Origin of the sequence: Vibrio sp. 1F253, from assembly GCF_041439295.1 — a bacterium.
GTDB classification, from domain to species: Bacteria; Pseudomonadota; Gammaproteobacteria; order Enterobacterales; family Vibrionaceae; genus Vibrio; species Vibrio tasmaniensis_A.
Map to the genome: position 1 here is coordinate 13,857 of NZ_JBGONU010000029.1, position 12,732 is coordinate 26,588.

Consider the following 12,732-nt stretch of genomic DNA (forward strand, 5'->3'; position numbering starts at 1 on the left):
TGTTAGTCTGATTGCGTATGATAGTCAATCGGATTGTTGGTATTCATAGTTTTCAAGGCGCTATTTATAGCTTTTTTGTTGATCAATTGTTGTCTTAAATGTTGGAAACGATGAAACCTCGTATCATTTTAAGGCGATATGAGGTTTCATCTTTTTGTGTGAACGGATTATTTGGCTACATAGCCTGAGTTGTAAGGTGGAGCGGAGGCTTAGCTGTTACGGACGCTCACCGGCTAACAAACGCTTTTCGATATCTGCAATCACTCTAGGTAAGTCGGCGATGGTATCGATCAGGTAGTGCGGGTTTGATTTGTTTAGCTTAATGCTTGCTTTTTCTCGCGCAGCTGCAAGTGTCGCTTCGTCGGCATCCACATATTCTTGGTAGGTTAAGCCTGCTTCGTTGCCTGATAGTACAAGGCCTACTGTCCACATGCCTGCGTTGTGACCTTCATCGATACCCGGTGCAGCGTCATCCACTTTCACACACGCAGCGACGTTCGTCACACCTAGGTCAATGACGTTTTTAAGTGCCATGAATGGAGCAGGGCGACCGCCTTGCGGTAAGTCGTCAGTTGCAACTACGTTGTCAGGAAGATAACCGTAATCTGCTGCAGCTGGAATTAGTACGTCCATCACCTCTCGTGGGTAACCAGAACAAGAGCCGATTTTTACGTTCTTTTCTTTTAAGTTATTCACGACTTCAATCGCGTTTAAAATTGGTGCTGCGTGGTCTGCTACTTTTGCTTTCTGAAGAGGCATGAATGCCGCGTAGATCGCATCAATGTCTTCACTGGTCATCGAGCGTCCGAATTGAGCATTCCAACGAGCGTCGACAGCTGGAATTCGACCAACCGCTTGGATGTGGTCCCATTTGCCGATACCCATAGGTTCACGCGCTTCTGCTAAGTCGATATCAAAGTCGAAACCTTGTCTGAATGCTTCAACGAAAATGCTGGTTGGAGCAAATGATCCAAAATCAACGATAGTGCCTGCCCAGTCAAAGATAACCGCTTGGATAGGTGATGTCGTGTTCATAATAAGGTCCTATTTCTGTTCTCTCCCAACTCAGGTTGTTCTGGGAGATGAATGATTGTTTTAGGTTATTGGTTGCTTGAAATTATTGCTTCAAGGCATGCTTTAAAAGGTGGTTTAAAGGTATTCAAAGTCTTTGCAGACTTTTGCTATCGCTTTTTCGAATACAGACAGAGCGACTTCTAGTTCGCTGCGGCTGATGATCAATGGTGGGCTCAACTGAATCACATTACCTTGTGATACCTTGAAACTCAGGCCATCGTTTAGACATTGGTAAAGTACTGCTTCCGCTTCATCGAAAGCTCGGATTTTGGTGATATGATCGGTGACCAATTCCACCCCCCAGAGCAGGCCGATGCCGCGAACGTCACCAATGACTGGGTACTTCTCTTTCATTTGAAGCAACTGTTCACGCACGAATGCGCTGTCCGCTTGTACTTTTTCAAGTAGGTTTTCTTGCTCAATCACTTCCATGGTCGCGAGTGCTGCCGCACAACCAATTGGGCTTTTCTCATGGGTGTAGTGACCAAGAGATACTTGCGCTGCCGTGTTGTATTTGTCTTTAGTGATCATGGCTGCGATTGGTACTAAGCCGCCGCCAAAACCTTTACCGATACATAGGATGTCAGGTTCGATATCAAACGCTTGGTGAGTGAACCATTCGCCACTGCGACCCATACCGTTTGGAATGTCGTCGATGATCAACATGACGTTGTGTTTGTCACAGATCTCACGGATGCGCTTCCAATAAGCCTTACTTGGCACTTGAACGTCTGTGTTACGAACCGCTTCTGCAATGAAGGCGCCAATACCGCCTTCTTTTTCAATCACATATTCTAGGTAATCGGCATAGTGCACATCACATGCAGTCTCGTTTGAATCGCTAGCGTTATTCCCACTTAATGGAAAACTATCGCGAAGCGGGAAAGCACCGCGATAAGAGACGGCTGGTGGAATGCGTTCTACGCCAGCCATTAATGGCCCCATGCCTTCGCGGAAACAAGCTTCGCCACCCACTGAAATTGCATCGAGTGACGCACCATGGAATGAGTCCCACAATGACACTACTTTGAAATTGTTGGTGACATGTCGAGTAAGTTTTAGCGCCATGCCGATAACGGATGTGCCCCCGGGAGCAAACAACACGCGATTCAAATCACCACCGCAGATCTGTGTGAGTTTTTCAGCACACTGAACGGCAGTCTCATTGGTAAAGCGACGCGGTGAAAACGGCAATGACGCCATTTGCTGAGTCACTTTATTAATAATATGTGGGTGGCCATAACCTAATTGGTGAACATTATTGCCGTGAAAGTCCATGTACTTCTTGCCCGTCGCATCTTGAATGTAGATGCCTTCTGCAGCTTCAAGCGTGTCTAGGCAAGGTGTTGACATGGCTTGATGAAGAAACACGTCAGAGTCACGCTTTAACATTGCTTGAGTCGCATCATCGTTTAGCGATTCGTTCCATTTTTCGCGTGCTGGCGTGGTGTTCACATCGCCTTCGCTTCGAAAGTGTGTGGCCTTTAGAATCGGCTCTTGATTGGTCATCGTCATTATTTGATGTCCCAGTACATAGCGTTTTCTACAGCGCCAATGAGAGCTTCAATGTCTGACGGATACACTTCACCGATGTTACCGATTCGAAAGCAGTCTGCGTTTGAAACCTTGCCCGGGTAAATCACAAAACCTTGTTCTTTCAAACGATCATAGAATTCCTTGAATTGGTAATCGCTATGAGTTGGAGAATAGAAAGAGGTAATGATAGGTGAGTGAAGGTCATCATTAAGCAGTGGTTCAAAGCCAAGAGAACGCATACCTGCAACCAATGTGGTTTGGTTGGTTTGGTAGCGACTATGACGAGCTTCGATGCCGCCTTCTTGTTCCAATTCAAGTAGAGCTTGGTAGAAAGCGCGCACTGTATGAGTCGGAGAGGTGAAGCGCCATTTCCCATGGTTGCTTTCCATACAGTGCCATTGGTCAAACAAATCAAGGCTTAATGAGCGAGCTTGGCCTTTACACTTCTCGAGATCTGATTGCTTAGCAATAACAAAGCCGAACCCCGGTACCCCTTGAATGCACTTGTTTGCAGAGCTGATCATGTAGTCGATGCCTAAGTCAGCAATATCCATAGGGATGCCACCAAAGCTCGACATAGCATCAAGAATGACGGTTTTGTTGTGCTGTTTTGCCAATTTGGCAATCTCTTCAATTGGATTCAGCATGCCAGTGGTGGTTTCACAGTGGACAATCGCCACGTGAGTAATGTCTGAATCCATGGCCAATGCCGTTTCCATTTCGTTCAAGTCAGGTTGTGATGTTTCACCTGGGGAAACGACATGGCATGGAATGTTTAAGTATTCTGCGATTTGAGCAATCCGAGCCCCATACGCACCGTTGTCAACAACAAGAAGCTTACCGCTTTTAGAAATAACGCTACCGATTGTTGCTTCAACTGAAGCGGTGCCGCTACCTTGCATTAGTACGCTCGTGTAACCCGTTTGCTTAGTCGCAAAAGTCACTAGCTTGCTACGAATCACTTCAACAACGTCTTTGTTGTATTCATCATCCCACGTACACCAATCTTTTAGCATCGCTTGGCGAACGGTTTCAGAAGTAGATAGAGGACCCGGTGTCAGTAGTAGGTATTCGTTTCTCATGTTCAATTCTCGTGATTTATATTTTGGACTATACCAATATTTGCAATTACTTTAACAACCAATTTAAACGGTCGTAAATAGCCAAAACGTTATTTCACAAAAGCTTCATATTCAAATTTGTCACTGATGTTGAGAAATTTTCCGATCTTGAAACTGCCATTTTTTGTTCATTTAATCGTCATAAAAGTCGATTAGGTTAATACTCGCTATCTGGTACATACCAAATAAAAGTGTGTGCTCACAACCTAAATGAATTTATGGATATAGAAGCCTCTAGATGGAGCTTCTAGCCTTAACAACTTTAACCTTGGCAATTCCTAACCTTGGCATCGGGCCTGACTGGAGAAAATGATGAAAAACCGTTTTATGAAAGGATCACTCGCAGCATTAGTTACTCTATTAGCGGGTAATGCTTATGCAGCACAGGAAGTGACGGTTTACACCGCTTTTGAAACTGACATTTTAGCGAAATACAAAAACGCATTTGAAAGTGAAAACCCAGACATCAACATCAAATGGGTTCGTGACTCAACTGGGATCATGACGGCAAAATTATTGGCCGAGAAAAACAACCCTCGTGCAGAAGTAGTATGGGGTCTTGCGGGCTCTTCTATGGCTTTGCTTAAAGAAGAGGGCATTCTCAAGCCTTACACACCTCAAGGTGTAGAAGCACTGCGTTCAAACCTCAACGACCCGCAATCTACTCAAGCTTGGTACGGCAATGATGCATTCTTTAATGCAGTTTGCTTTAACGAAGTGGTGGCTAAGCAATTGAACCTACCGGCGCCTAAGTCTTGGGATGACCTAACGAAACCTATCTATAAAGGTCACATTGCTATGCCAAACCCAGCATCTTCTGGTACGGGCTACATGCAGGTTTCGGCTTGGTTACAAAACATGGGTGAAGACCAAGGTTGGAACTACATGCAGAAGCTAGACCAAAACATTGCTCACTACACGCACTCTGGTTCTAAGCCATGTGTTCAAGCGGGCATGGGTGAAGTCGCTATCGGTATTTCTATGGCGAGCCGTGGCGCTAAGCTGAAAACTCAAGGCGCTCCACTTTCAGTTATTACGCCTGAAGGCATCGGCTGGGAATCTGAAGCGGTAGGCCTTGTTAAGCCTTCTGATGCAGCACAACGTGTTATCGATTGGTCTATTTCTAAAGCGGCAAACGAGCTTTACATCGAAATGTACCCAGTTGTTGGCCACCAAGATGTAACAGGTAAAGCAGAGAACTTCCCGAACGTAGAGAAGAATATGGCAAAAATGGACTTCGCTCGTATGGGTAGCGAACGTGCAGATGTTCTGAAAACATGGTCTGAGAAGTTCGACGCTAAATCAGAGCCAAAATCTTAACTTGTTGGCTTACCCAGTTAATTAACTATTTGGTTCATTAGAAGTTGGGAATCAGTAAAGGAAGGCTTCGGTCTTCCTTTTTTAGTTTTACACCTTTAGGTTTTAAGTAAGGTACAACAAATGACAAAGCACTACTCATATTGGTTCAAGCAAGCGTTAGAACAAGAATTTGGCAACATCAATGCGGGGCTAGATTCGGCTAAGCCGCTTCAAAAAGACGTTAACTGTGATATCGCCATTGTCGGCGGTGGTTACACTGGTTTATGGACGGCGATTTTAATCAAACAACAACAGCCTCAAAAGCACGTTGTGGTGATTGAAAAAGGTTTGTGTGGCAGCGGTGCTTCTGGCGCGAACGGAGGGTGTATGCTGACGTGGTCGACAAAGTATCCAACGCTGAAAAAGCTCTACGGAAGAGAGCAGGCGAAATGGCTGGTTAAGGAATCTGAAAAGGTCATTTACGAGATCGAAACTTTCTGTAACGAACACGACATCGACGCGCATCTGTATCGAAGTGGCACTTATTACACGGCGACCAATCAAGCTCAGAAGGGTGGAATGGAGCCAGTCGTTAATGAACTGGTTAAGCAAGGCATTAATAGCTGGAAGAAGTGCGATAATTCTTTGGCTGATAAAGCGGGATCTGATCGCCACATTGAAGGTTACTACTCAGAAGCTGCTGGTAGCGTTCAGCCAGCGTTATTGGCGAGAGGCTTACGCCGCGTTGCGATCGAATTGGGTGTCGAAATTTACGAAAATACAGAAATGACTTCTCTTGATTACGGCTCACCAGCTCGTGTCCAAACTAAGGGGGGGACGATAACTTCCGATAAAGTGATCTTGGCACTCAATGCGTGGATGCTCGATCACTTTAAAGAGTTCAAACGCAGCATAGTGGTTGTCTCTTCAGATATGGTAGTGACCAAGCCTATTCCTGAAAAGCTCAAGCAATTTGGTCCCGAAAAAGGAGCGGCGGTAGTGGACTCACGTATCTTTGTTCATTACTACCGTGACACTGAGGATGGACGACTCATGTTAGGCAAAGGCGGCAATAAATTCTCGTTTGCGAATCAGGTTGAAAGCATGTTTAACCAAACGACTAACTACCTACCGATTCTCAATCAATCTTTCCAGAAATTGTTCCCTAAACTGGAGCAGAATGAATTCGATTACAACTGGTCGGGCGGTTCTGACCGATCCGTCACAGGATTGCCATTTTTCGGTAATCTAAAAGGCCAAAACAACATCTATTATGGGCTCGGTTACTCAGGTAATGGTGTGGCTCAAACTCGCATGGGAGGCAAAATTTTGTCTTCAATGGTGTTAGGAGGTGATAACGAATGGACACGTAGTGGCTTAACTAGCGGTCCACGAGGCTATTTCCCGCCAGAGCCATTTCGTTGGGTAGGTGCGATGATGGTGCGTGATGCGGTGCGAAGAAAAGAGAACGCAGAAGATTCTGGTAACACGCCATTGTGGCTAGATAGACAGTTATCCAAACTCGCAGGTGCGGCGGGCAAAGCCGACAAGGTTGAATCATAGATTAATCTAGCGTTTAAATTAGAAGTTTACATTTAGGCTCTCAGTGACTTTTTGGTTCGTCATTGAGGGCTTTCAACGTTGAACTAACTTTTAAAGCTGAACAAATAGCAATCTTTAATGCTTATTATATCTGCAATATAACTGTCATTTAGCTACTATAAATTTGTCACTCAACTGCAATATTCCCAGTTTAAATTTGGTATATACCATATAGAGAGTGCTGTAGTATGAGCAACCAAACTTATTTGAATATTGAAAACGTTGTAAAGCAATTTGGCCAATTTACAGCGTTAAAAGACATATCCCTATCGATCGAAAAAGGTGAGTTCGTCTGTTTCCTTGGCCCGTCTGGCTGCGGTAAAACGACACTACTACGTGCGATTGCAGGGCTGGATTTACCGACCTCAGGCTCAATTGAGCAGAATGGAGCGGATACGACGTTCCTACCTCCTGAGAAGCGCGATTTTGGTATCGTATTCCAATCTTATGCTCTATTTCCCAACCTGACTGTGGAAGAGAACATCGCAATTGGTTTGAAGAATCAAGGGATGTCGACCAAAGAAGCTCTGGAAGCGGTAGAATCTTGGTTAGAAACCATTGGTTTACCAACATCTGGCCAGAAATACCCGAATCAACTGTCTGGTGGACAACAGCAACGCGTGGCTCTCGCTCGTGCATTGGCCTTGTCTCCAGGTTTGCTACTCCTCGATGAACCGCTGTCTGCGTTGGATGCGAAGGTAAGAACACATCTGCGTGACGAGATCTGCCAACTGCAACGCAAGTTGGGTATCACCACTATCATGGTGACGCACGACCAAGATGAAGCCTTAACGATGGCAGACCGAATTGTGGTGATGAACCATGGTGTCATTGAGCAAGTAGGTGCCCCACAAGAGATCTACCAAAAACCCGTCAGTCGTTTTGTGGCTAAGTTTGTTGGCAGCATGAACTTCATTCAAGCTTCTGTCGCAGCGCAAGGCAAGATACGTATTGCTGAGTCAATGTTACCGTTGCCGGGTTTAGATAACCTCACTCCAAAACTTGGTGATGTTTTCGATATTGCCGTTCGTCCAGAGCAAATTCAGTTTGTGGATCGTTTTAGTGAGTCATTACCCGTGAGAATCGTATCAAGCGAGTTCCTCGGGGCGTTTTATCGTGTTGAGTGTCAATTGCAACATGACTCAACGGCGAAAGAGATCATCGTTGATGTATCAGTCAAAGAGTTCAACCGATTGAAGCTGCGTCGCAGTGATATTCGTTACGTGGCGTTTGATCAAGATGGCCTTAGAGCTTACCCATTGAAAAGCCTGCAAGTGATGAAAGACGAGGCGGCGTAAATAATCATGGAATCGACTCAAATGATGCAATCTAAGCTGCTAATTCAACGACGAGTACAACCTTTTCTGGCTCGATTAAGTAAAGACAACGTAATCCTATTTGGGTTGTTGGCCTTTTTGTCTGTGGTCATGACGCTGTTTATTCTGATGCCACTGTGGGCAATGTTGAAAAAAAGCGTTCAGAATGCAGACGGAGAATTTGTAGGATTACAGAATTTCGCAACGTATTTTGCTTCTCAAAGCCTGTGGCAGTCGGTAGGCAATACGTTCACGCTTGGGTTGTTAGTGAACGTTGTCGTGGGAGTATTAGCGTTTGGGTATGCCTATGCTTTGACTCGTTCATGCATGCCTTTCAAGGGGCTTTTTCAGGTGTTGGGTTCAGCGCCGATTCTAGCTCCGTCGTTGCTTCCTGCGATCAGTTTGATCTTCTTATTTGGTAACCAAGGTATCGCCAAAGAAGTGTTAGGGGGGAATTCGGTATACGGTTTGATTGGTATATCACTCGGCTTAATATTCTGGACTTTTCCACACGCCTTGATGATTCTGACCACCTCGTTAAGAACCTCTGATGCTCGTCTGTATGAGGCGGCACGTGCACTCAATACTTCATCTTTAAAAACCTTTTTCATGGTGACGCTACCTGCGGCAAAGTATGGTTTGATCAGCACGCTGATCGTTGTATTTACGCTGGTGGTTTGTGACTTTGGTGTGCCAAAGGTGATTGGTGGCAGTTATAACGTTCTATCGACTGACATCTTTAAACAAGTGGTAGGGCAACAGAATTTCTCTATGGGTGCAGTGACCAGTATTTTGTTGCTGTTGCCTGCGTTGCTTGCGTTTACAGTGGATCGCTGGGTTCAAAAGAAACAGAAGAGCTTGTTTGATACTCGATCCGTCGCGTACCAACCTGAACCAAACACTCTACGTGATGGCGTGTGTTTGCTCTATTGCACCATCATCTCTGCTGCTGTTGTTATCGTGCTAGGCATGGCGATATACGGTTCTATGGTCACGTTCTGGCCTTGGAACAAAGCACTCACCTTGAATAACTATAATTTCTCAGAAATGAGTACCTACGGTTGGACGCCGTTCTTCAACTCTCTAACGCTCGGTGCTTGGACTGCTATTATCGGTACAGTGTTGATTTTCTTGGGTGCATATTGCATTGAGAAAGGAAGAGCATTTGGTCCAGTTCGTCAAGCGATGCAAATGCTCAGCGTTGTGCCGATGGCGGTTCCGGGTATGGTGTTGGGTTTGGGGTACATCTTCTACTTTAATGACTTGAGCAACCCACTTAACTTTTTGTATGGCACGATGGCGTTCTTGGTGATCAACACCGTGGTTCACTACTACACGGTAGGGCACATGACGGCATTAACCGCATTAAAACAGCTGCCTGAAGAGATAGAAGCAACGGCGGCTTCAGTTAACCTACCGCAATACAAGCTGTTCTTTAAGGTAACGGTGCCGGTTTGTTTGCCTGCGATTTTAGATATTGCGACATACTTGTTTATTAATGCACTTACCACGACATCTGCGGTAGTATTCTTGTATTCTACCGATACGATACCTGCGTCAGTTTCAGTACTGAATATGGACGATGCGGGACAAACCGGTGCAGCAGCAGCCATGGCCGTCATGATCATGATATCGGCGGCAAGTGCGAAGTTGATTCATATGCTAATCAACAAGTTATTTGAGAAGCGCACCCAAGCTTGGCGCAAACGCTAGCGAACCATTTTATATTGCAGTTGGCCAAGGAATGGCTGACGACAAGAACAAGAATAAAAGGAAATGAAGTGCAGTACGTAAAAATCAAAGACGTCATCGTAGAGCAGATAGAGTCGGGCATGTTAACGCCACGACAGAAGCTGCCTGCGGAGCGCAAACTGGCTGAATCGTTTGATACAACACGAGTAACGTTGCGTGAAGCGCTGTCTTCACTTGAAGCTGAAGGGCGTATTTATCGAGAAGACCGCCGTGGTTGGTTTATCTCTCCAGCGCCACTGCGCTACGACCCAACTCAAACGCTGAACTTCACTAATATGGCTTTGTCGCAGAATCGTAAGCCGAAAACAGAATTAGTGGCAGCGAAAGGCATGTTAGCAACCAAGGAAGCAACTAAGCTTCTTGAGCTGCAACCTTTTTCGGATGTTTATCGAGTAGACAGAGTTCGTTATCTTGAAGACAGACCCGTTGTGTATGTGACCAACTACATTCGACCTGAGCTGTTCCCTAATTTGCTTGATTATGACTTGTCGAAATCGTTGACGGACATCTACCGCGAGCACTTTGGTGTGGTGTATCAGAAGATACGTTATCGTGTGAGCACAACATCATTGCTGGGCGAAACAGCGCAAGCACTGCGTGCGACTTCGGGTTCTCCGGCTATGGTGGTTGAGCGTGTTAATTACAATCAAGACGGTGATTTGATTGATTGCGATATTGAATATTGGCGTCATGACGCGATCAGCATTGAGTCGATCGCACAGCTAGAGCGCTAGTCATACGTTATAACGTTGGCATACCTGCAATTATGCAGGATTGCCCAATTGAAACGCTCAAAGGTCTCTTATTCGGAGGCCTTTTTTATCACCTGTTGTCAGCCGTTGTGCTAATTCATCAATAATTTAGGAATGAAATGGAATTCTCTGCCATTGTAATCGTGATTATTTCGGCTTTGCTTCATGCGGGTTGGAACGTTCTAGGTAAATCTAATCAAGGATCGGGTTCGTCTTTCTTCCTAGCCTCTGGCTTTGCCGCCGCAGCGATATTGACACCTTACTTGCTCTGGTATGTTCACAGTGTAGGGCTATCAAATATCTCACTTCCATTTTGGCAACTGGTTTTCTTGAGTGGGATCTGTCAAATCATCTATTTGATTGGGTTAGGTGCGGCCTATAAACAAGCTGATATCGGTGTTATTTACCCAATGGCACGAGCACTGCCTGTGTTGATGGTGGGTTTAGGGACTGTGTTGATCGGCTATGAATTGTCAGCGAATCAATGGATTGGGTTCACTTTAATAACCTTGGGTTGTTTGTTTGTACCACTTAAGCAGTTTTCAGATCTTAGGTTAAAAGCGTATCTCAACCTTGGCGTGCTGTGGGCGTTAATCGCCGCTATTGGTACCACGGGCTATTCGATCATTGATAAAGAGGCGCTTCTATTATTAGAGCCTCTAAGCACACAAATCGTTACTAACAAACACACTGCGATTTTCTACCTAGGCATTCAGTTTTGGGCGATTGTGATTCCGCTGAGTGTTTGGTTATTCGTAACCAACCAAAGAATCGAGTTTACTAATGCGTGGATACTACGAAAGAAAGCCACTGTGGCCGGCATCATGATGGCTTCGACTTATGGTTTGGTGTTGTTTGCGATGACTATGACTGAGAACGTCAGCTTGGTTGTCGCTCTTAGGCAAGTAAGTATCATCTTCGGCGTAGTGATGGGGATCTACTTTTTAAAGGAAAAGTGGCACGTTACACGTGGTGTAGGCGTCGTTTTTATCATTGCAGGTTTAGTTATCTCACTGACTTAAAAAGAAATTAAATCCTACCTCCAACCTATAATGTGACTTTTCAGTCGCATTTTTCTTATTGATAGCAAACGTTTTACTAATGTTAAAGATGTGATCCTTCTCATAGACAAGGCTGCAAAGTTACCGGTAACATCCACCTCAACGTTACCGGTAACATATAATTACAAACCGGACTCTGTGAAACTCATAAGGATACCCAAATGAAAGCTCTGACTAAAACGCTGATTGCTGCCTCCCTCACTGGTCTATTTGCTACTTCAGCAATGGCTGCAGACTTTAAACTTAAAATTCAATCTTCAGATCCTTCTGGCGACTTGAACTTCAAAGTTCAGCAGAAGTGGGCTGAGCGCGTAGAGACGATGTCTAACGGACGTATTGATATCGATCTTCTGCCTGTAGGCGCTGTGGTTAAGCACACAGAAACGCTAGGCGCGATCAAAATGGGCATCCTAGATGGTCACATCACAGCAACAGGTTACTTCTCTGGTAAAGATCCAGCATTTGGTCTTATCGGTAACATGGTTGGCGCATGGTCAGACACAACACAACTGCTTCAGTACATGAACTACGGTGGTGGTAATGAGCTAATGACCGAACTGTACAAGCCTTACGGCGTTCAGTTTGTTGGTGCTTCTACGACGGGTGTTGAATCTTTCATTTCTAAAAAGCCAATCGATGGTGTTGCGGATCTTAAAGGTCTTAAACTGCGTGCGCCTGAGGGCCTAGTTCAACAAGTATTTGCAGCGGCGGGTGCAACTCCAGTAAACCTGCCGGGTTCTGAAGTATTTACTGGCCTAAGCAAAGGCGTAATTGATGCCGCGGACTACACGGTATTCTCTACCAACCAAAAAGCGGGCATGAACGATATCGCTACTCACCCAGTTCAACCGGGTTTCCACTCATTGCCGCTTATCGATATCTCTATTTCTCAGAAGAAATGGGACAAGATGCCAGCTGATCTACAAACAATGCTGCAAACATCAGTGCGTGACTTCTCTTACGACATGACGACTCAGCTGAAAATGGCTGACCAAGCTGCGCTTAAAGAAGCTCAAGCGAACCCTGAAATTACTATCCACGACTGGTCTCAAGAAGAGCGTAAGAAGTTCCGTGAAATCGCGAAAGGCCAATGGAAAGTATTTGCAGAGCGTTCTGATAACGCAGGAAAAGTTTACACTTCAGTAACAGTGTTCCTAGAAGAAAACGGCTTACTGTAATTTAAACTTAGCTAACTGACGGGGGAGGGCATTGCTCTCCC

The 12,732-nt window shown here is 45.3% G+C and carries 10 protein-coding genes; 7 read left to right on the forward strand and 3 right to left on the reverse strand.

The window, feature by feature from the left end:
• Nucleotides 1-216: 216 nt before the first annotated feature.
• The 3 genes from phnX to phnW form a co-directional block, all read right to left on the reverse strand.
• The gene (gene phnX / locus ACED28_RS14705; protein ID WP_269334709.1) at nucleotides 217-1,035 is read right to left on the reverse strand and encodes a phosphonoacetaldehyde hydrolase; all 819 of its coding nucleotides are present in this window, start codon (nucleotides 1,033-1,035) and stop codon (nucleotides 217-219) included.
• A gap of 114 nt (nucleotides 1,036-1,149) precedes the next feature.
• On the reverse strand, nucleotides 1,150-2,589 hold the full coding sequence (locus ACED28_RS14710; RefSeq protein ID WP_371710152.1) for an aspartate aminotransferase family protein: 1,440 nt from the start codon (nucleotides 2,587-2,589) through the stop codon (nucleotides 1,150-1,152).
• Nucleotides 2,589-3,692, reverse strand: coding sequence for a 2-aminoethylphosphonate--pyruvate transaminase (gene phnW / locus ACED28_RS14715; protein ID WP_371708188.1), 1,104 nt, complete (start codon nucleotides 3,690-3,692; stop codon nucleotides 2,589-2,591). The genes ACED28_RS14710 and phnW overlap by 1 nt, the downstream gene beginning before the upstream one ends.
• Nucleotides 3,693-4,040: 348 nt before the next feature.
• On the opposite strand from phnW, the gene ACED28_RS14720 reads away from it, so the two are divergent.
• The 7 genes from ACED28_RS14720 to ACED28_RS14750 all read left to right on the forward strand — a co-directional run bounded on the left by ACED28_RS14720 (nucleotide 4,041) and on the right by ACED28_RS14750 (nucleotide 12,691).
• On the forward strand, nucleotides 4,041-5,051 hold the full coding sequence (locus ACED28_RS14720; protein ID WP_017094998.1) for a putative 2-aminoethylphosphonate ABC transporter substrate-binding protein: 1,011 nt from the start codon (nucleotides 4,041-4,043) through the stop codon (nucleotides 5,049-5,051).
• A 120-nt stretch (nucleotides 5,052-5,171) separates the two neighbouring features.
• Nucleotides 5,172-6,593, forward strand: a complete 1,422-nt coding sequence (locus ACED28_RS14725) for an FAD-dependent oxidoreductase (RefSeq protein WP_371710153.1) — start codon at nucleotides 5,172-5,174, stop codon at nucleotides 6,591-6,593.
• 227 nt (nucleotides 6,594-6,820) lie between these two features.
• On the forward strand, nucleotides 6,821-7,930 hold the full coding sequence (locus ACED28_RS14730; protein WP_371710154.1) for a putative 2-aminoethylphosphonate ABC transporter ATP-binding protein: 1,110 nt from the start codon (nucleotides 6,821-6,823) through the stop codon (nucleotides 7,928-7,930).
• 21 nt (nucleotides 7,931-7,951) lie between these two features.
• A complete protein-coding gene (locus ACED28_RS14735; RefSeq protein ID WP_371710171.1) occupies nucleotides 7,952-9,661 on the forward strand; it encodes a putative 2-aminoethylphosphonate ABC transporter permease subunit in 1,710 nt (569 codons plus the stop codon).
• A 68-nt stretch (nucleotides 9,662-9,729) separates the two neighbouring features.
• Nucleotides 9,730-10,434, forward strand: a complete 705-nt coding sequence (phnR, locus tag ACED28_RS14740) for a phosphonate utilization transcriptional regulator PhnR (RefSeq protein ID WP_009845628.1) — start codon at nucleotides 9,730-9,732, stop codon at nucleotides 10,432-10,434.
• A gap of 137 nt (nucleotides 10,435-10,571) precedes the next feature.
• Entirely contained in the window at nucleotides 10,572-11,474 is a 903-nt protein-coding gene (locus ACED28_RS14745; protein ID WP_371710155.1) for a multidrug transporter, read from the forward strand.
• Between the two features lie 200 nt (nucleotides 11,475-11,674).
• A complete protein-coding gene (locus ACED28_RS14750; protein WP_009845626.1) occupies nucleotides 11,675-12,691 on the forward strand; it encodes a TRAP transporter substrate-binding protein in 1,017 nt (338 codons plus the stop codon).
• The last annotated feature ends 41 nt before the right edge of the window (nucleotides 12,692-12,732 follow it).

Excerpts from the sequence above, each read along its gene's own strand:
- ACED28_RS14725 (WP_371710153.1), top strand. The coding sequence starts at position 5,172 with ATGACAAAGCACTACTCATATTGGTTCAAGCAAGCGTTAGAACAAGAA.
- ACED28_RS14730 (WP_371710154.1), top strand. The coding sequence starts at position 6,821 with ATGAGCAACCAAACTTATTTGAATATTGAAAACGTTGTAAAGCAATTT.
- ACED28_RS14720 (WP_017094998.1), top strand. The coding sequence starts at position 4,041 with ATGATGAAAAACCGTTTTATGAAAGGATCACTCGCAGCATTAGTTACT.
- phnX (WP_269334709.1), bottom strand. The coding sequence starts at position 1,035 with ATGAACACGACATCACCTATCCAAGCGGTTATCTTTGACTGGGCAGGC.
- ACED28_RS14735 (WP_371710171.1), top strand. The coding sequence starts at position 7,952 with ATGATGCAATCTAAGCTGCTAATTCAACGACGAGTACAACCTTTTCTG.
- ACED28_RS14745 (WP_371710155.1), top strand. The coding sequence starts at position 10,572 with ATGGAATTCTCTGCCATTGTAATCGTGATTATTTCGGCTTTGCTTCAT.
- phnW (WP_371708188.1), bottom strand. The coding sequence starts at position 3,692 with ATGAGAAACGAATACCTACTACTGACACCGGGTCCTCTATCTACTTCT.
- ACED28_RS14750 (WP_009845626.1), top strand. The coding sequence starts at position 11,675 with ATGAAAGCTCTGACTAAAACGCTGATTGCTGCCTCCCTCACTGGTCTA.
- ACED28_RS14710 (WP_371710152.1), bottom strand. The coding sequence starts at position 2,589 with ATGACGATGACCAATCAAGAGCCGATTCTAAAGGCCACACACTTTCGA.